This is a genomic window from Gemmatimonadaceae bacterium, from assembly GCA_019752115.1.
In the GTDB taxonomy this organism is placed as follows: domain Bacteria; phylum Gemmatimonadota; class Gemmatimonadetes; order Gemmatimonadales; family Gemmatimonadaceae; genus Gemmatimonas.
Window position 1 is genome coordinate 17,008 of the sequence record JAIEMN010000069.1, and the last position, 19,080, is coordinate 36,087.

Genomic DNA, 19,080 nt, shown 5'->3' on the forward strand with positions numbered 1-19,080 from the left:
TGTTCGTATACCTGGAGCGGGAACCGCGGTTACGTAGTCCGTATACGCTCCATGTATACGCCTCACGTATACGCAACACGTATACGCCGTTACTTCTTGTTCGTAACCCCCCGCGGTCCCGTCCAGATCGCAATCGACCCGCACCCGTTCGGCCGCTGGAACTCGATGGGCAGAGTGGCGGTGCCGGGATAGACCTCGATGGCGCGCACTTCTTCGGGGCGGATCAGGTCGTCGATGATGCCGTTGTCGACGGCGGTGTAGACGCCGTTCAGGAAGACGTTGGGGAAGCACTGGCCGGTGCCCTGCACGCTGCGGAGGCGCACCTGATCGCGGCCGCTGGCGGTGCCGCCGGGCTGGATGGAGACGCCGGGTGTGCCGCGGAGGAGATCGGCCATGCGCATGGCGTTGCGGTCCACGATCTTCTTCTCGTCGAGGAAGTAGCCGCCCATCCCCACCTTGCGGCGGTTCTCGAAGCCTTCCATCTGCCGTGACCACTTGTCGGCCTGTACCTTCACGGTGTCCACGGTGGGCGTGAGCACGGTGAGGTTCACTTCGGCGAGCGCTTCGAGGCTGTCGCGGAGATCGACCACAAAGCGCTGCGGCTGATAGCCGACGGCGCGCGCTTCCATCATCCACGTGCCGGGCGGCAGGTTGCCGAGGTTGAACACGCCGCCACTGCTCGTGGCGCTCTGCGAGTCGTCGCCGCTCAGCACGATGCGCGCGTTGTTCACCGGCTTGCCGGCGGTGTCGCGCACGACGCCGCGCACGCGTGCGTCGCCACGAATGAGCGTGCGCGGGCGATCGGTGGCGCTCTTCGCGGCTTCGGCGATGCGCTTGGGCTGCGCGATGAGGATGTCGCGCACGAGGAGCCCCGTACGCGGGACCGTGAGCTCCACGGTGCCGCTCGAGTCGCTGCCGGCGAAGGCGCGCGTCGTGATGTTGACGCCCACCGGAATCCCGCACGCGGCGAACGCCCCGTTCGGGGCGGCATCCACGAAACGCGCGGGGAACCGCCGTACCAGTTTGCCGTCCTGAATGGTCGATTCGATGTACTGCACGCGCAGGCGCGCGGGCCCACTGAGCGGCTGCCCGTTCGCCTGGCGAATGAGCCCGATGAAGGCGCCGTCGCCCGTGCCCACATTGGCCGACCCGCTCGCCGCCGTGGCCTGCGCCCCGCAGCGCAGACCGATGATGCCATCCACGCCCGGCGGCCCGAGGTCGAGGCGTACATCGCCACCCTGTTCCACGATGAACTGCACCAGCCGCCCCTCGACCCCCAGTCGCTCGTACTGCTCATGCAGCACGCCCACGATCCACGTGCCGAGCGAGAGCGAATCGATCACGTACTGCCCGAGTGAGTCGGTCGTGGCCGACCGGAGCTTGGAGGGATCGGTGCTGAGCACGAACTGCACCGACGCATTCACGAGCGGCTTGAGCGTCGCGCTGTCGAGCACACTCCCCGTCACCCGCGCCTTGGGCGCCGGCGCCAACTGCGGCACCGTGGACGGCGCCACCGTGGGCGCGGTCGGCGCCGGCTTGGGCGCCGGTTTGGTGGCGGGCCGCACGGGCGGACGCACCTGGGCGCCGGCAACCGCGGGGAGGAGGAGGGCGGAAAAGAGGAGGTGGCGGGTCACAGCGGGAAGATACTGCGGTTGGGGGGCGGTTGGACTGCGGAAGCCTGCACACCGGAAGCTGGACGGCGGAAGCTGAACATCGGGTTACTACGACCCGCGGTTGCCGCGGTTCCCGAGGTCCAGCTCCCGCCGTCCAGCTTCCGCCGTCCAGGCTTCCGCCGTCCCGCCGTCCCCCCGCCGCGCCAAAAACCCACAACCCACGACCAAAAACCCGAAACCCACAACTGATCAGTTCCGGGTTTCGGGCTTTTGGTCGTGGGTTGTGGGTCGGTTGTGGGTCGGTTGTGGGTCGGTTGTGGGTTCACACTTCCCGCGCCGCGCGCGTAATTCTCCACGACCCGCCTCCCAGTCCTCCCCCACCTCCCCCCCGCCATGCGCCAGACTCGCCGCATTGCCACCGCCGCGTTGCTCCTTGCTGCCGGCCTCCCGGTGGCCGCTCAGGCCCAGAAGAAGGGCAAGGAACCGCTCGTTGAGTTCGAGATGATGACCTGGCCCGAGGTGAAGCAGGCGCTCGCCGACGGCAAGACCACTGCGCTCTTCTATACCGGCGGCACGGAACAGCGTGGGCCGCAGAACGTGAACGGTGGCCACAACCTCATGGGCAAGGCCACGGTGAAGGCCATCGCCCTCGCGCTCGGCAATGCCATCGCCATGCCGGTGCTCCCGTACACGCCGAACAACGCGAGCGCCACGCTCCCGGGTACCATCGGGCTCACGCCGGAGCTGCTCAGCGCGATCCTCGAGCGCATCAGCGAGCAGGCTATCGCCACCGGCTTCAAGAACGTCGTCCTCATGGGCGACCACGGCGGTGGTCAGCCCGATGCCTACGCGAGCGTGGCCAAGAAGCTCACCGAGAAGTACGCCGCGCAGGGGATCAAGGTCATCTACTGCGACGACGTCTACACCAAGCGGCAGGCTGACTACGACAAGTACCTCGAGAGCAAAGGCCTCCCCGGCGGCGGCCACGCCAGCCTGATCGACACCTCCGAGATGATCTACCTCGGCGAGAAGGACGGCTGGGTGCGCATGGACCTCATCAAGGACGCCGTCGGTGACCCGGTCCTCCCCCGCGGCACCCGCCCCGACCCCAACACCCCGCGCAAGAACAACGGCATCACCGGCGACGCGCGGAAGAGCACGAAGGAGCTGGGGAAGGTGAACTTCGATATGAAGATCGACTACGCGGTGAAGCAGATACGGGGAGCGCTGGGGCAGTAAACCCACGACCCACGACCTAGAACCCGAGACCCAGAACTGATCAGTTCTGGGTTTCGGGCTTTTGGTTTTGGGTTTTGGGTCCCCGAGGGTATATTTACCGAATTAGCTCAGTTCCGAGACAATTCCCACCGCGCCTCCCCCCATGTCCGACCTCTCCCGCGTGCCCGTCATTGTTGGCGCTGCGCGCACCCCGATCGGCCGCTATCTCGGTGGCCTGGCTTCGCTCTCCGCGCCGGAACTCGGTGCCATCGCCATCAAGGCGGCGCTCCAGCGCAGCGGCGTGAAGCCGGAGGCGGTGCAGGAAGTCATCATGGGCCACGTGCTGCAGGGCGGCACGGGGCAGGCGCCGGCGAGGCAGGCGATGCTCAAGGCTGGCGTGCCGGCCACGGCCAGCGCGGTCACCGTCAACAAGGTGTGCGGCTCGGGGCTCAAGGCGGTCATGCTCGCGGCCCAGGCGATCAAGGCTGGTGACGCGCAGGTGATCATCGCCGGTGGGCAGGAGTCGATGAGCAACGCGCCGCATTATGTCTACGGCATGCGCGGCGGCGTGAAGATCGGCGATCAGACCATGGTCGACGGCATGATCAAGGACGGGCTCTGGTGCCCCACCTGCGATGTGCACATGGGAAGCCACGCCGAGTACACGGCCACGAAGGCCGGCGTGACGCGCGCGCAGCAGGACGAGTTTGCCGCGTCGAGCCATGCCAAGGCGGTGGCGGCGCAGGCGGCCGGCAAGTTCGCGGCCGAGATCGTACCGGTGGAGATCCCGGGCAAGAAGGGGCCCACGGTGATCAGCGCGGACGAAGGGCCGCGCGCCGACACCACGGTCGACACGCTCAGCAAGCTGCGCCCCGCCTTCCCCGGGAAGGGCGACAACAGCACGCTCACCGTCACGGCGGCGAACGCGTCGAGCCTCAATGACGGTGCCGCCGCGGTCGTGGTGACGAGTGAAGCGTATGCGCGCGAGCACGGCCTCACGATTCTCGGCCGCATCACCGCCTATGCGACCGGTGCCAACACGCCGCAGGAGCTCTTCTTCGCGCCGATCACGGCGGTGAAGAACCTGATGGCCAAGGAAGGCACGAGCATCAACGACTACGATCTCATCGAAGCCAACGAAGCGTTCGCGAGCCAGGCGCTCGCCGATGGCATCGGGCTCGGCTGGGATCCGAACCGTGTGAATGTGCACGGCGGCGCGATTGCGCTCGGCCACCCGATCGGGGCGAGCGGCACGCGCGTCCTCGTCACGCTGCTGCACGCCCTTGCCGATCGCGGCGGTAAGCGCGGCATCGCGACGCTCTGCCTCGGTGGCGGCGATGCCGTCGCGCTGTCGGTCGAGCGCGTCTGAACCCGTCGGCTTCGGCCACCGTCGGGCGCGCGCTCTGGCGCCTGGGGGCGTTCGCGCTCGCCTGGATCGTGGTCCAGATGGTGGTGGAATCGCTCGTGGGGCCGCTCTTCGCGGCGGCCTCGCGCGCGGTGGGTGAACCCATTCCGATGTATCCGTTCACCATGCTTGCCGGCTGCGTAGGTGGCTGCTGGGCGGGCTGGCGTTATCAGTTCACGGCGCCCTGGTCGGCCATCGGCTTTGACGCCGCGGCGTGGCACCCCCGCCGGCTGCTGGCGGGCTTTGCGCTTGGGGCGCTCGCCATCGGCACCACCGCCGCGCTGCTCTGGGCAGTGGGCTTCGTGCGCTTCGACGCCACGCCCCTGTCGGTGGACGGCATCATGGCCGACAGCTGGAGCGGCACGGCCCTGCGGTTGTGCATTCTCCTCGCGCCCTCGGCGCTGTGGGAGGAGATCGCCTTCCGCGGCTATCTGCAGGCGGTCGCGCGAGAGGCGGGGAGCAGTGCCACCATCGCGCGCATCGCCCAGGCGGCGGCCTTTGGCGCCATTCATCTCACCAACCCCGGCGCCGGCCTCCGGACCACGTGCATCGTCATGCTCGCCGGCTGGTGCCTGTCGCTGGTGCGCGAGCGCACTGGGCTGCCGGCCGCGTGGATGGCCCATCTCGCGTGGAACTGGGTCATGGCCGCTGTGCTCCACATGCCGGTCAGTGGGTTACCGTTCGCCACGCCGGGGTATCGCGCCGTGGTGACCGGCCCCGACTGGATCACCGGCGGCAGCTGGGGCCCCGAAGGCGGGGCACTGGCGGCGCTGGTCCTTGGCGCGGCGGCAATCGTCGCGCATCGCAGCACCCTGCAGTCGCCCTCTCCCGATTCTCCCTCCTCTTCGTTGGCCAGGAGCTAGCGTTTCATGTCCGATACGACTTCCACCGTGCAGCGCGCCGCCGTCGTGGGCGCCGGCCAGATGGGCAACGGAATCGCCCACGTCTTCGCGACGAGCGGCCATCAGGTCACCATGATCGACGTGAGCGCCGACGCGCTCGCCAAGGGGCGCGACACGATCGCGAAGAACCTCGATCGGCAGGTGAAGAAGGGCGCGCTGGAAGCGACGGCCGCCGAGGCGGCGCTCGCGCGCATCAGCACCGCCACGAGTCTCGATGGCGTGAGCGATGCGCAGATCGTGGTGGAAGCCGCCACGGAACGCACCGATCTCAAGTTCCGCATCTTCGAGGATCTCGACCGCCTCGCAGCGCCCGGCACCATCCTCGCCACGAACACGAGCTCGATCTCCATCACCGAGATCGCCGCGCGCACCAAGCGCCCCGAGCTCGTGATCGGCATGCACTTCATGAACCCGGTGCCGGTGATGCAGCTGGTGGAGGTCATCCGCGGCCTCGCCACGACCGATGCCACCACGCAGACGGTGATGGCGCTCGCCAAGGCGCTCGGCAAGACGCCGGTGGAAGTGAACGACTACCCGGGCTTCGTGGCCAATCGCATCCTGATGCCGATGATCAACGAAGCCATCTACTGCGTCATGGAAGGCGTGGGCACGCCCGAAGCCATCGACACGGTGATGAAGCTCGGCATGAACCACCCGATGGGGCCGCTCACGCTGGCCGACTTCATCGGCCTCGACACCTGCCTCGCGATCCTCGAAGTGCTCCACACCGGGCTGGGCGATCCCAAGTACCGCCCGTGTCCGCTGCTCCGGAAGTACGTCGCCGCCGGCTGGTACGGCCGCAAGAGCGGCCGCGGCTTCTACCAGTACTGAACGTCCCAACAGACAAATCGCCACGGATCACACGGAAACGCACGGTTCTTTCGGTGCAGACGGAAGGAACGGTGCGCTTCCGTGAAATCCGTGGCCAAAAATTCTGATCCTCCCAACGCATATGTCGCTGCTCGATCTGACCGAAACCCAGCAGGAAATCCAGCGCCTCGCGCGCGACTACGCGAAGCGCGAACTGGCGCCGCTGGCCGCCGAGCGTGATCGGGAGTCGCGCTTTGACCGCGTGATGATCGAGCAGATGGCCGAACTCGGCTTCCTCGGCATGCTCATCCCCGAGGAGTACGATGGGCTCGCGCTCGATGCGCAGAGCTATCTGCTCGCGCTCGAGGAGATCGCCGTCGCCGATGCGACGGCGGCCGTCACGCTCAGCGTGCACAACTCGCTGCCGACGCAGATGATCCTGACCTACGGCAACGACGCGCAGCGCCGTACGTATTTGCCGCCCATGGCGCGCGGTGAGCTGCTCGGCGCGTTCGCGCTCTCGGAGCCCGAGGCCGGGTCCGATGCGGCCAGCCTGCGCACGCAGGCGGTGCGCGATGGCGACCACTACGTGCTCAACGGCACCAAGGCGTGGGTGAGCCATGGCAACGAGGCCGGCGTGATCCTCGCCATGGCGCGCACGGATACCGCTGAGGCGCGCAAGGGCAGCAAGGGGATCTCGACGTTCATCCTCACCCCCGATCTCCCGGGCTTCCATCTCACGAAGAAGGAGTCGAAGATGGGGCTCCGCGCCTCGCCCACGCTCCAGATCGTGCTCGACAACTGCCGCGTCCCGGCCGATCGCCTGGTGGGCGAGGAAGGGAAGGGGCTCACCTACGCGCTCGGCTCACTCGACCACGGCCGTCTGGGAATCGCCGCGCAGGCGATCGGCATCGCACGCGCGGCCCTCGAGGCGAGTGTGAAGTACGTCGGCGAGCGCAAGCAGTTTGGCAAGCCCATCGGCGACTTTCAGGCCATTCAGTTCAAGCTCGCCGACATGGCCACCCGCATCACCGCCGCGCGCACGCTGTTGCACACCGCCGCGGCCGCCAAGCAGCGCGGGGAGAAGGTCACCCGCTACTGCAGCATGGCCAAGCTCTTCGCCACGGAGACGGCCATGTGGGTCACGACACAGGCCGTCCAGATTCACGGCGGCTACGGCTACGTGACCGACTATCCCGTCGAGCGCCACATGCGCGATGCGAAGGTCACCGAGATCTATGAAGGCACCTCGGAGATCCAGCGCATCGTGATTGCGCGCGAGACGGTGGCTGCGGCCGCCGCCGCTGATGGCGTGCTGGCCGACTAACGCTGCCCATCCTTCAGGGAGTCACTCCCATGGAATACTTCGAAACCATCGCCGAGATGGGCCATGAGCAGGTCGTCTTCTGCCATGACAAGGCCTCCGGCTATCGCGGCATCATTGCCATTCACGACACCACGCTCGGGCCGGCGCTTGGCGGGTGCCGCTTCTGGAACTACGCCAGCGACGAGGAAGCCGCGATCGACGCGCTCCGCCTCTCGCGCGGCATGACCTACAAGAATGCCGTCGCCGGGCTCAACCTCGGTGGCGGCAAGAGCGTCATCATCGGCAACAACAAGACGCCGCATCGCGAGATGCTCTTCCGCGCGCACGGCCGCTTTGTGGATTCGCTCGGCGGGCGCTACGTGACGGCCGAAGACGTGGGCACGACCGTGGAAGACATGGACTTCGTGCACATGGAAACGAAGTACGTGACCGGCATCGGCTCCAAGTCGGGCGATCCCTCGAGCGTCACCGCGCATGGGGTGTTCCGCGCCATCGAGGCGTCGGCGAATCACCGGTGGGGGAGCGACGACCTGACCGGGCGCACCGTGGCCATCCAGGGGCTCGGGCATGTCGGCTTCCATCTCGCCACCGCGCTGCACCTGGCGGGGGCGAAGCTCATCGTGACGGACATCGATCAAGGGCGGATTGACCGGGTGGTCGAAGCGACCGGCGCCACGGTGGTGGCCAGCGACGAGATCTTCCGCGTGAAGGCCGACATCTTCACCCCCTGTGCGCTGGGCGGGGTGATCAACGACCAGACCATTCCGCAGCTGCAGGTGGAGATCGTGGCCGGCGCCGCGAACAACCAGCTACTGGAAGACCGGCACGGGGATGAGCTGGAGGCCCGGGGCATCCTGTACGCCCCCGACTACGTGGCGAATGCCGGCGGCGTGATCAACGTCTACAGCGAGCTCACCGGTTGGAGCCGCGAGCGGAGCCTGCGCAAGGCCGACGAGATTTATGAAACCGTGCTCAGCGTCTTCGGGTTGGCCAAGGAGACCGGGCTGCCGACGTACAAGGCGGCCGACCGCGTAGCCGAGCAGCGCATCGCGGCCGTTCGTGGTATGATCCGCACGTGGCCGCAGTACCCGAACAAGGAATCCTGACCTCAGCCCGATTGCCCCATGGTGGACGTCGCACGCCCCGGAGAGCGCATCCCGATCGCCTCCGATCATGCTGGTTTCGAACTCAAGCAGCGGCTGCTCACGGTGCTGACCGATTTGGGCTATGAGGTCGAGGACATCGGCACCCACAGCACCGCCAGCACCGACTACCCCGATTACGCGCACCCGCTCTCGCAGCAGGTGAGCGATGGGGTGGTGCAGCGCGGCGTGCTGCTCTGCGGCACCGGCCTGGGTATGAGCTACGTGGCCAACCGCTATCCCGGCGTGCGCGCGGCGGTGAGCTGGGCGCCCGAGATCGCGGCGCTGGCTCGTCAGCACAACGACGCGAACGTGCTCGTGCTGCCGGCGCGCTTCGTGAGCGACGAAGATGCCATCGCGATTCTCAAGACGTGGCTGGAGACGCCGTTCGAAGGCGGACGCCACGGCCGTCGCGTGGAGAAGATCGAACAGACCAACGAACATGAAGCGGGCCGCGAGCCCGGGAGCCCGGCATGAGCAGTGGAGCGAGCCAAGGCGACAGCGCGAACTGGAGTGAATGGGATCGTCTGCCGCCGGGCGGGGCGTTGGCGGGCACCGATCCCGAGATCGCGCGCCTGATCGACGAGGAGATCCAGCGCCAGAGCGATGGCCTCGAGCTCATCGCCAGCGAGAATTTCGTGTCGCCGGCGGTGATGGAAGCCATGGGCTCCCCGCTCACGAACAAGTACGCCGAAGGGCTGCCCGGGAAGCGCTATTACGGTGGCTGCGAAGTGGTGGACCAGGTGGAGCAGCTCGCGATCGATCGTGTGAAGCAGCTCTTCGGCGCCGACCACGCCAACGTGCAGCCGCACAGTGGCGCGTCGGCCAATGCCGCCGTGTTCCTCGCCTTCCTCAAGCCGGGGGACACCTTCCTCGGCATGGACCTGTCGCAGGGCGGGCACCTCACGCACGGCAGCCCGGTGAACTTCTCCGGCCTGCTGTACAAGGCCGTGAGCTACGGCGTCACCGGCGAAGGGCTGATCGACTACGAGCACATGCGCGCGCAGGCGCGTGAGCACAAGCCCAAGATGATCATCGCCGGCTACAGTGCGTACTCGCGCGTGATCGACTGGCAGGCGTTCGCCGATATCGCCAAGGAAGTGGGCGCGATCTTCATGGTGGACATGGCGCACTTCGCCGGTCTGGCCGCGACGGGCGTGTATCCCAACCCCGTGCCGTACGCCGACGTGGTGACGAGCACGACGCACAAGACGCTGCGCGGCCCGCGCGGCGGCATCATTCTGTGCAAGGCCGAACATGCCAAGGCGATCGACAAGGCGATGTTCCCCGGCATGCAGGGCGGCCCGCTGGAGCACGTGATCGCCGCCAAGGCGGTGGCCTTCCACGAGGCGCTGCAGCCCGCGTTCACGCAGTACTGCCAGCAGGTGGTGCAGAATGCGCAGGTGCTCGCGCAGGCGCTCATCGACAAGGGCTATCACGTCGTGAGCGGTGGCACCGACAATCACCTCATGCTGGTCGATCTCCGCAATAAGAACCTCACCGGCAAGGTGGCCGAGAAGGTGCTGGATGAGGCGGGGATCACGGTGAACAAGAACACCGTGCCGAAGGAGACGCAGTCGCCGTTCGTCACGAGCGGCATCCGCATCGGCACGCCGGCCGTGACGACGCGCGGCATGGGCCCCGAGGCGATGCAGCAGATTGCCACGCTCATTGACCGTGTGCTGAGCAACCCCGAGGATCACGCCTCCGTGGCCGCCGTCAGGGCCGACGTCAAGGCCCTCGCCGACGCCTTCCCGCTGTACCGCGCCGTCACAAAAGTTTGACGGTCACCAATGCAGGATGTGCGGAGGGCCCGGCAGCTATTGCTGCCGGGCCCTCTGCGTTTCAGTTTTCCTGATGCCAACTCCCTCTCGGCCTCCCCACTGAGGCCTGAGGGGTTCCGCATTTCATTGAAGCACCGAGGCCCGCCCGTGTCCGAGTTAGCCTTCCGCGAAGGCATCATGGATCAGATCCGCCTGCGTGAGCAGCGGTTCGACGAGCGCGCCTATCTGTTTGTGCTGTCGGCGCTCGAGCATTCGCAGACGAAGCTCATCGAGCGTCGCCACATTAGCGGCCCCGAGCTCGCGCATGCCTGCCGCGAACTCGCCATGCAGCGCTTTGGGGTGATGGCCCGCCTTGTGCTCGAGCACTGGGGCGTCCGCTCCACCATGGATATCGGCGACATCGTCTTCACGCTCGTCGACCTCGGGCTGCTGATCAGCCAGCCCCAGGACTCGCGCGATGATTTCTTCGGCGTCTTCGACTTCGCCGAAGCATTCGAGCGTGAGTACCCGTGGAGCACGGCGCACGTCTGACGCCCCGGGGGCGCGTGTGAGCTTTCCGCGCCTCACCACTGCCGCGCAGGCGGCCGCGCGCGACCACGCCGCCATCACCGGCGGCACCGACAGTTTCGCGCTCATGCAGCAGGCGGCGAGCACCGCCGCCGCCGCCATCATCCGCCACGCGGGCAACACGCTGGCCCACGGCGTGGCGGTCTTCGCCGGTCGCGGCAATAACGGGGGCGATGCCTACCTCGTGGCCGCGCAACTCGCGCGATACGGCGTGACGGTGCGGCTCCACGCGGCCGGCGTGCCCACCACCCCCGATGCGCAGCGCGCCGCCCGGCTCGCCGCGCCCTTTCTGACGTTCGGCGAGATCACCGGCCACGAGCGCGTCGTCGTGGACGGCATCCTCGGCACCGGGCATCAGGGCGCGTTGCGCGACCAGGCGGCGGCGGCGTGCGCGCGCGTGCAGCTGCTGCGCGACGCCGGCGCGCGCGTGATGGCGCTCGATATCCCGAGCGGTGTGAACGCCTCCACCGGTGAGGTCGCCGACGGCGCCGTCACCGCGGATTGCACCATCGCGTTCGGCACGCTCAAGCGCGCGCACCTGTTCGGCCGGGATCGCATGGGGCTCCTCGTCCTCACGGACATCGGGCTCGGGCCGTACGCCAAGTGCCCGGGCGACGAGGACGACGGCGCCTGGCGCTGGGCCGCGCGCGAGCAGCTGGGGGCGCTGCTCCCACCCCTCGCGTGGGACACGCACAAAGGGCGACGCGGGCGCGTGGGTCTCGTTGGTGGTGATGCCGGCATGGCCGGGGCGATCGTGCTCGCTACGCGCGCCGCGTTGGCCGCGGGCGCCGGCCTCGCACATGCCATCGTGCACGAAGCGAGCGTCCCCGCGTTGCAGACGCTCGTGCCGCAGGCCATCACGCATCGCTGGCCGCCGTTGCTTGCGACCCGCAAGCATGACGTGGTCGATCCGTCCGGCGATGCGCCGCGCTACGATGCCGTCGCGGTGGGGCCCGGGCTCGGGCGTACGCGCGAATCGCAGCAGCTCGTCGAACGCCTGCTCCAGGTGCATCGCGGCATCGCGCTGGTGCTCGATGCTGATGCGCTCTGGCTCGCCGCCGACGCCGCGCAGGCACTCGGCACCGACGCCGCGTCGCTCATTCGCCACTGGACGCGCGACGCGCGCGCGGTGGTCTGCACGCCGCATCCCGGCGAGTTCGCGCGTCTGCTCGGCCGCGCGCTCCCCGACAGCTGGGATGATCGCGCGGCGCTGCTCGCCGAATTCTCGGTGCGCTCCAACACCACGGTGTTACTCAAGGGCACGCCCACGCTGGTCGCGCATCAGCGCGAGCCGCTCACCGCGGTGCCGTATGGCACCCCGCTCCTTGCGACCGGCGGCAGCGGGGATTGCCTCACCGGCGTGATCGCGACGTTCCTGGCGCAGGGGGTGATGGCGCGCGATGCCGCGGTGCTGGGGGCGGCCGTGCACGGGCTCGCGGCGGAACGCGCCACCTGGGACGCCCTGGGCACCGTGCGTGGGCTGTCGCTCGATGACTGGCGGGCCCAGTTGCCGCCCGTGTTCGCGGACCTCGCGGCAACGCCGCGCCCGGATCCGGGGGAGCTCGCTCGGCTCGCGCCGTTGTCGGTCATGCGCGCGTGACCGGCCCCACGCGCTTTCGCCCGCATCAGGAGCTCGGGCGCGGGCAGGAGTTCGACACCATCCGCGCGCTCATGGCGCGCTGGGGCGATCTCGTTTCCGATATCGGCGACGACGCGGCGGTGTTGCCGCCGGTGCGCGGGGTGCATGTGATCAGCACCGATGCCTGCGTGGAAGACGTGCACTTCCGCGCGCACTGGATTGCGCCGCGCGAGGTGGGGGTACGCGCGGCGGCGGCGGCGCTGAGCGATCTGGCCGCGATGGGCGCCGAAGCGGAGCAGGTGCTCGTGGCCTTTCAGGTCCCGCCGCGTTGGGATGCGCAGCTGCTGGAGGTCGCCGACGGACTGGCCGACCCCATCCGGGCCGCCGGCGCCCGGATCGTCGGTGGCAACCTCAGCCGTGGGCCCGCGTTCGGCATCACACTCACGGTGATCGGCGACGCGCCACGCCCCGTCCCGCGGAGCGGGGCACGGGTGGGTGATCTGGTGGTGGTGACGGGCGTCCTCGGCGGCCCCGGCGCAGCCATCGCCGCGTGGGAGGCCGGGGAGGAGCCCGCCCCCTGGGCACGGGCCCGCTTTGCCGCGCCGGCGCCTCGCCTGGCGGCCGGGCAGCTGCTGGCCGAGGCCGGCGCCACCAGCATGCTCGATATCAGCGATGGGCTGGGGGCCGATGCCCGCCATCTGGGCGCGGCCAGCGGCGTGTGGCTGGCGATCGACCCGGAGTTGCTGCCACGGGGGCCCGGCATCACGCCGCAGGCGGCGCTGGCCAGCGGTGAGGAGTACGAGCTGCTCGCCACCATCCCCGACGATGCGCTGGCCGGGCTCCGGGCCCGCTGGACCGCCGATGTGCCCCTGACGGTGATTGGCCGGGTGGTCGACGCTGCGGAGGCTTTGCGCGTGCCCAATCCCGACATCGCCGGTCACGATCACTTCCAGCGTCGCTGACCCGCCTCGGGCGCGAGGGCGGCGAATGCGTGCGCTGCGTTGAAAACGCGGCCCGCTCCGGCGACCTTTGAGGGAATGGTCCGGACCTACTTCACCGCTGTCGTGCTCCTGCTGGCGACCGTCATCAACGGGGGCAGCGTTTTGCTCGCCCAGCTGTTCGGCGTGAAGTACGGCAAGGGAAGCATCTACGAGAAGGCGCCGGTCCGTTGGGCCCGTGCGCTGCTCTGGGCCGCCGGCGTGAAGGTCATCAAGCACGGCGGCGACGAACTCGCCGAAGGCGCTCCGCGTGTGTTCATCGCGAACCACGTGAGCTGGTTCGATATCCCGGCCATGATCGACGTGCTCCCGCACTATGGCTTCGTGGCCAAGCGGGAGCTCGAGAAGATCCCGCTCTTTGGACCGGCCGCGCGTGCGGTGGGCGTGATCTACATCGACCGCGAGAACCGCAAGGCCGCGTTCTCGGCGTACGAAGACGCCGCCAAGCGCATTCGCGGTGGGCATCCGGTGCTCGTGTACCCCGAAGGGACGCGCGGCGAGAGCTACGCGCTCCGCCCGTTCAAGAAAGGGCCCTTCGTATTGGCCATCGGCTCCGGCGCACCGATCGTGCCGGTGGTCATTCACGGCACCATCGCCGTGAACCCGCGCGGCGAGTTCCGCGCGAGCCCCGGCACCGTGCATGTGCATTTGCTGGAGCCCATCCCGACCGAAGGGCTCACGTACGACGACCGCGACGAACTGGCGGAAACGGTTCGCCTGCGGATGGCCGAGTGCCTGAAGACGGTCTACGGCGTGGACCCCGCCCTCGAAGTGCGCGCGCCGAAAGGCGCCGCGCGCCCCAAGGCGGTTCCTGCCGAAGCCTGACCCCGCAGTCCTGACACCAACTCCCTGAAATTCTCCCCCTGACTTCTCACAGGAAATAGAAAACATGGCTCCGATTATCTCCGTTAGCGCCCGAGAAATCCTCGACTCCCGCGGCAATCCCACCGTCGAAGTCGACGTGGTCCTCGAAACCGGCGCGGCGGGCCGTGCGGCGGTGCCGAGCGGTGCGAGCACGGGCGAGCGTGAGGCGGTGGAGCTGCGCGACGGGGATCCGGCGCGCTACGGCGGCAAGGGCGTGCAGAACGCCGTGAACAACGTGAACACCGAGATCAACGAAGCGCTCGAGGGCATGGACGCGACCGACCAGATCGCGATCGACCGCGCGCTGATGGATCTCGACGGCACTGAGAACAAGGGCCGGCTCGGCGCGAACGCGATGCTCGGCGTGTCGATGGCCGTGGCGCGTGCGGCGGCGCTCGAAGTCGGGCTGCCGCTCTATCGCTACCTCGGTGGCCCGATGGCGCGCACGCTGCCGGTGCCGATGATGAACATCCTGAACGGTGGCGCGCACGCGACCAACACCGTGGACTTCCAGGAGTTCATGATCATTCCGGTGGGTGCCGATTCGTTCGCCGAAGGGCTGCGCATGGGCACGCAGGTGTTCCATCAGCTCAAGAAGGTGCTGGTGAGCCGCAAGCTCTCCACCGGCGTGGGCGATGAAGGCGGCTTTGCGCCGAACCTCGCGAGCGACGAAGAGGCGCTCAAGGTGATCATCGAGGCCATCGAGGCGGCCGGTCTGCGTCCCGGGCAGGACATTGCGCTGGCGCTCGATGTGGCGAGCAGCGAGCTGTTCCAGAACGGCCAGTACAACTTCAAGAAGAGCGGCGCCAAGTCGCGCAGCCCGCAGGAAATGGTGGAGCTGTACGCCGGCTGGCTCGAGCAGTACCCCATCGTGTCCATCGAAGACGGCATGGCCGAGAACGATTGGGACGGCTGGAAGCTGCTCACCGAGACGGTGGGGGATCGCTGCCAGCTCGTGGGCGATGACCTGTTCTGCACGAACAGCGAGATTCTCGCCAAGGGGATCGAGAACGATGTCGCAAACGCGATTCTGGTGAAGGTGAACCAGATCGGCACGCTCACCGAGACGCTCGAAGCGATCGAACTCGCGAAGAGCGCGGGCTACAACAGCATCATCTCGCACCGCTCGGGCGAAACCGAAGACACGTTCATCGCCGATCTCGCGGTGGCGACGCAGGCCGGTCAGATCAAGACTGGTGCGCCGAGCCGCAGCGATCGCGTGGCGAAGTACAACCAGCTGCTCCGCATTGAAGAGCAGCTCGAAGGGTACGCCGAGTACCCGGGCGGAGCGCTCTTTGGCATCTAAGCGCGGATCGAGCCGGGACAAACCTGGCCGGGTCTGGCTCCGGCGCCTCGCGTGGGGCGCCGGTGTGCTGGGCGTGCTCGCCTACGCCGTGGAAGGAGGCGAGTACGGCACCAGCGACCTGCTCACGCAGCGCGAGCAGAAGGCCGCGCTCGAGGATTCGCTTGATGCGGTGAAGGCCGAGGTCGATTCGCTGGAGCAGGAGCTCAAGGTGGTGAACACCGATCCCGTGCGGCTCGAGCGGATGGCGCGTGAGAAGTGGGGGATGGTGAAGGGCGACAAGGAGCTGCTCTACTGGACCGTGACCGACGCCAAGAAGGCGGCGGCGGATTCGGTGAAGGCGGCGGCCGCGGATACGACCGAGCGATAGTTCGTGTGAAAGACCAGCTTTGTGACGGTCTTTCGGGGTTGACTCCCACGTTTCACCCGCTAATATCCCAAGACTGCCGCGGGGTGGAGCAGCCTGGTAGCTCGTCGGGCTCATAACCCGAAGGTCGCGGGTTCAAATCCCGCCCCCGCCATAGTGCACTCGGCCAGTCCGCAAGGGCTGGCCGTTTGCGTCCCGGAACTCGCTGCCTTGCTCCGCAGCGTGAGTGATGGGGCTGGGTAGCTCAGCCGGTTAGAGCGCACGACTCATAATCGTGAGGTCGAGAGTTCGAGTCTCTCCCCAGCTACTTCGACAATCGCACGTCTGTCGGCAAGCGCCGCCCCCATGCTCGGGGGCGGCGCTTTTGCGTGGCGGGGCAGGCGGGGCGAGGTGCGTGATGCGTGCTGGCGCTCGTTGCGTTGAAAGGATGGCACGCGCGTAGAACCGATGCGTCTCTGCGGCGCCGGCCGCCCTATCGTGCGGCATGGCATCGCGACTCCTCGAAGAGGTCCGGGCAAAAGCCGCGCTCAAGCGCTACAGTCCGCGCACGGTGGAGGCCTACGTGCGCTGGATCGTGGCGTTCGTGCGGTTCCATGGCACGCGGCATCCGCGGCTGTTGGGGGCGGCCGATGTGGAAGCGTATCTCCGCTATCTCGTACAGGAGCGGAGGGTAGCCGCGTCTACGCAGAATCAGGCGCTGGCCGCGCTGCGCTTCTTGTACCTCAGCGTGCTCGAGATGCCCCTCGAGCAGGTGGCGGCGCTGACGCCGGCCAAGCGGCCGCATGTGCTCCCAAACGTGCTCTCACGTGAAGACGTGCGGCGCGTGTTGGGCGCAATGCGCGGTCAGCCCGCGCTGATGGCCCAGCTGCTGTACGGCTCCGGGCTGCGCCTGATGGAATGTTGCCAGCTGCGGATCAAGGACCTCGATCTGAATAGGCTGGAGATCGTGGTGCGCAACGGCAAGGGGACGAAGGACCGGATCACGATGATCCCCGCGTCGATGCGTGCCCCGCTGGCGGCGCACATCGAGCGCGTGCGCCAGGAGTGGGTGCGGCGGCGCATGAAGGGCGGCGGCTACGTGACCTACCCCGGCGTGGGCGGCACGAAGGGGAAGGGGGCGCAGTTGGCTGCCGGGTGGTGCTGGCTCTTTCCTGCCTCGCGTGAGTACTGGGACGCCGCGATGCAGCGCCACGTCATGCACCATCAGCACCACACCGTGCTGCAGCGCGCGGTTCTCGAGGCCGGGCGCCGAGCGGGCCTCACCAAGCGCGTCGGCTGCCACACCCTGCGGCACAGCTTCGCCACGCACCTCCTCGAGGCCGGGTATGACATTCGCACCATTCAGCAGCTGCTGGGCCACGAGGACGTCTCGACAACCATGCTGTACACCCACGTGCTCAACCGCGGGGGCCACGGCGTGCGGAGCCCCCTCGACACGATGGGGCCCGGCGACATCGGCGAGGATCGGCGGCGCTCCTGACGCTGGGCGGCCGCATCGCTGGCGCGTTCGCCGCCCGTTCGCCGCGATCTCACGGCGCCGAGGCGGCGTCGTCCCCCCTGCCGGCTCCCTCGGCCCGATACGGAACTAGGCCGCAATAACCGCGGCCTATCGAGTCGTCCCACCACGCTCGCGGCCGCCGAGCGCCAGTCGTATGATCAAGCGACGGTGGGACATTCAACGAGCATCGCGGCATATGCCCCGCTGGTGTTATGTCGTGCAGGGGCGCGGTAGATGTGATTGCTCGCGGTGATTCCCGCCGGCATAATCAGCGTTCTGCAGGTGCGCCGTGTGCGTATTGAAGTGGTGTGTGCTAGTCGGAGGCGCGGCTGATGGTTTCCGCACTGGCGCCTGTCCCAATCCCGCTCGTAGACCGCTCCTCTATTGTGACTTCGGCAATGACCGCGCGCTGGGCCCTCCTCACCATGCTCGTGGCATGCGCACCGCCCGACGGCTCTCGCGTGCCGGTCGGTGATTCGTCCCAGGTCGGATCGCTTCAAGCGACTCACGAGGTGCCTCCGCGATTCGCGCGGGTTGATGTCCGCGTCCTCGACTCCGCCGGTCGACCGGTACCCAACGCGACGCTCTACACCGATCGGTCCGGCCTGAAGCTGGTCATGGTGGAACGCCGCGCCGATGGGCAGATCCGCTGGGAGGCAGAGGAACGGCTTCAGCTCACCGATCGCGACGGATGGTGGCGCGGCCAAGTGGTCAGTCCACCACTGGTCGCCGATACGTCATCAACGGACGAGGTGAAGCTGACCGCGTATCAGCTTCTTCCGCCGGACAATCGGGTGAGTAAGGGCTCCGTGCGCGTCAAGCTCGACTTCGCGCTGGACTCCAGCGTGCGCGAGATTCCTAAGGTGGTCCTACGACTGAACCGATGACTCACGGCACCGTTTTCCGCGTAGTCCCCGCACGGGGAACGGCCCTAAGCAGAACGGGTCGCTGCTGCCGGCAGGGCTATTTCAAGGATGGCGACTGGCTCACTGCGTTCGCCTGTCGCATTGTTATGAGGCCCCGCGGCAGAGCTTTGCGTTCTGCAGTGCGCCGCTATTCGACTTGGATCGATCGTCCACCAATTGATTCTGGCACCGCATCCAAATGAACCGTGCGCACTAAGCGATTTCTCAAGACCTTGGTCGTTGGCGCAGTTCTCCTGCTGCTGGCCGACGCGGTTGTGCGCCCCGCCGGACCAGACCTTCGGACAGAGCAGGGCCGGCAAGAGTTGATCGGGCGCGGGAATGAAATTCGAGAGGCACTCGAACGGTACCGCTCACGGACTGGACGATACCCACGCGGACTTTGGCAGCTCGGCGCGCCGCTCCGGTGGCAAGACCGTGCCTACGGCGGTTGGGAATATGAGATGCGAGACGATGGTCACTTCTATGAATTGCGAGTGGGAGGCTACGTGCGATACGGATTCGTGCTGTATCGTAGCTCGGCCGCGACAGAGTGGAGCTGGGATACCTAAATTCGTCCAGCGATGGCGCGTGCAGAACGGGTCGCTGCTGCCGACGGGGCTGATCAAGGAGGGTGGCTGGCCCGCTGCGCGGGCCTGCCACATTGTTATGAGGCCCCGCGGCAGAACTTGGCGTTATGCGGACGCGCGCGTGCTCACGGTTGCACAGTTTCTTCGCGCGTAACTGTTCCATCCCGCCCCGATGACGAGCGCAGCGGAACCCCCGTAGATCATCTGCATC

At 67.7% G+C, this 19,080-nt stretch carries 17 protein-coding genes and 2 tRNA genes; 18 read left to right on the top strand and 1 reads right to left on the bottom strand.

What is annotated here, in order from left to right; translation table 11 throughout:
• Positions 1-89: 89 nt before the first annotated feature.
• Positions 90-1,634 carry a carboxypeptidase regulatory-like domain-containing protein gene (locus tag K2R93_20850; protein MBY0492302.1) on the bottom strand — a complete coding sequence of 515 codons (1,545 nt, stop codon included), beginning with the start codon at positions 1,632-1,634 and terminating at the stop codon, positions 90-92.
• A 372-nt stretch (positions 1,635-2,006) separates the two neighbouring features.
• Here K2R93_20850 and K2R93_20855 point away from each other — a divergent pair, with 372 nt between their 5' ends.
• The 18 genes from K2R93_20855 to K2R93_20940 all read left to right on the top strand — a co-directional run bounded on the left by K2R93_20855 (position 2,007) and on the right by K2R93_20940 (position 18,264).
• Positions 2,007-2,852: a creatininase family protein gene (locus K2R93_20855; protein ID MBY0492303.1), complete on the top strand. Its 846-nt coding sequence runs from the start codon at positions 2,007-2,009 to the stop codon at positions 2,850-2,852.
• A gap of 142 nt (positions 2,853-2,994) precedes the next feature.
• The gene (locus K2R93_20860; protein MBY0492304.1) at positions 2,995-4,200 is read left to right on the top strand and encodes an acetyl-CoA C-acetyltransferase; all 1,206 of its coding nucleotides are present in this window, start codon (positions 2,995-2,997) and stop codon (positions 4,198-4,200) included.
• A gap of 68 nt (positions 4,201-4,268) precedes the next feature.
• Positions 4,269-5,099 (top strand): CPBP family intramembrane metalloprotease, encoded by an 831-nt coding sequence (locus K2R93_20865; protein ID MBY0492305.1) that lies wholly within the window; start codon positions 4,269-4,271, stop codon positions 5,097-5,099.
• Positions 5,100-5,105: 6 nt separating this feature from the next.
• Positions 5,106-5,969 (top strand): 3-hydroxybutyryl-CoA dehydrogenase, encoded by an 864-nt coding sequence (locus K2R93_20870; GenBank protein ID MBY0492306.1) that lies wholly within the window; start codon positions 5,106-5,108, stop codon positions 5,967-5,969.
• Positions 5,970-6,090: 121 nt separating this feature from the next.
• A complete protein-coding gene (locus K2R93_20875) occupies positions 6,091-7,275 on the top strand; it encodes an acyl-CoA dehydrogenase family protein (protein MBY0492307.1) in 1,185 nt (394 codons plus the stop codon).
• Positions 7,276-7,304: 29 nt separating this feature from the next.
• Positions 7,305-8,381 (top strand): leucine dehydrogenase, encoded by a 1,077-nt coding sequence (locus tag K2R93_20880; protein MBY0492308.1) that lies wholly within the window; start codon positions 7,305-7,307, stop codon positions 8,379-8,381.
• Between the two features lie 18 nt (positions 8,382-8,399).
• Complete coding sequence (gene rpiB, locus K2R93_20885) at positions 8,400-8,894, top strand: ribose 5-phosphate isomerase B (GenBank protein MBY0492309.1); 495 nt, start codon at positions 8,400-8,402, stop codon at positions 8,892-8,894.
• The gene (locus tag K2R93_20890) at positions 8,891-10,201 is read left to right on the top strand and encodes a serine hydroxymethyltransferase (protein ID MBY0492310.1); all 1,311 of its coding nucleotides are present in this window, start codon (positions 8,891-8,893) and stop codon (positions 10,199-10,201) included. The genes rpiB and K2R93_20890 overlap by 4 nt, the downstream gene beginning before the upstream one ends.
• 147 nt (positions 10,202-10,348) lie before the next feature.
• A complete protein-coding gene (locus K2R93_20895; protein ID MBY0492311.1) occupies positions 10,349-10,732 on the top strand; it encodes a hypothetical protein in 384 nt (127 codons plus the stop codon).
• On the top strand, positions 10,701-12,368 hold the full coding sequence (locus K2R93_20900; GenBank protein ID MBY0492312.1) for an NAD(P)H-hydrate dehydratase: 1,668 nt from the start codon (positions 10,701-10,703) through the stop codon (positions 12,366-12,368). Before K2R93_20895 ends, K2R93_20900 begins: the two co-directional genes overlap by 32 nt.
• Positions 12,365-13,309, top strand: coding sequence for a thiamine-phosphate kinase (thiL, locus tag K2R93_20905; protein ID MBY0492313.1), 945 nt, complete (start codon positions 12,365-12,367; stop codon positions 13,307-13,309). Before K2R93_20900 ends, thiL begins: the two co-directional genes overlap by 4 nt.
• 75 nt (positions 13,310-13,384) lie before the next feature.
• Positions 13,385-14,170 carry a 1-acyl-sn-glycerol-3-phosphate acyltransferase gene (locus K2R93_20910; GenBank protein MBY0492314.1) on the top strand — a complete coding sequence of 262 codons (786 nt, stop codon included), beginning with the start codon at positions 13,385-13,387 and terminating at the stop codon, positions 14,168-14,170.
• A gap of 64 nt (positions 14,171-14,234) precedes the next feature.
• Entirely contained in the window at positions 14,235-15,515 is a 1,281-nt protein-coding gene (gene eno / locus K2R93_20915; protein MBY0492315.1) for a phosphopyruvate hydratase, read from the top strand.
• Positions 15,505-15,882, top strand: coding sequence for a septum formation initiator family protein (locus K2R93_20920; protein ID MBY0492316.1), 378 nt, complete (start codon positions 15,505-15,507; stop codon positions 15,880-15,882). Before eno ends, K2R93_20920 begins: the two co-directional genes overlap by 11 nt.
• Positions 15,883-15,959: 77 nt before the next feature.
• A tRNA-Met gene (locus K2R93_20925) sits at positions 15,960-16,033 on the top strand.
• A 79-nt stretch (positions 16,034-16,112) separates the two neighbouring features.
• Positions 16,113-16,186 (top strand) — tRNA-Met (locus K2R93_20930).
• Positions 16,187-16,363: 177 nt separating this feature from the next.
• A complete protein-coding gene (locus K2R93_20935) occupies positions 16,364-17,359 on the top strand; it encodes an integron integrase (GenBank protein ID MBY0492317.1) in 996 nt (331 codons plus the stop codon).
• A 416-nt stretch (positions 17,360-17,775) separates the two neighbouring features.
• The gene (locus K2R93_20940; GenBank protein MBY0492318.1) at positions 17,776-18,264 is read left to right on the top strand and encodes a hypothetical protein; all 489 of its coding nucleotides are present in this window, start codon (positions 17,776-17,778) and stop codon (positions 18,262-18,264) included.
• The last annotated feature ends 816 nt before the right edge of the window (positions 18,265-19,080 follow it).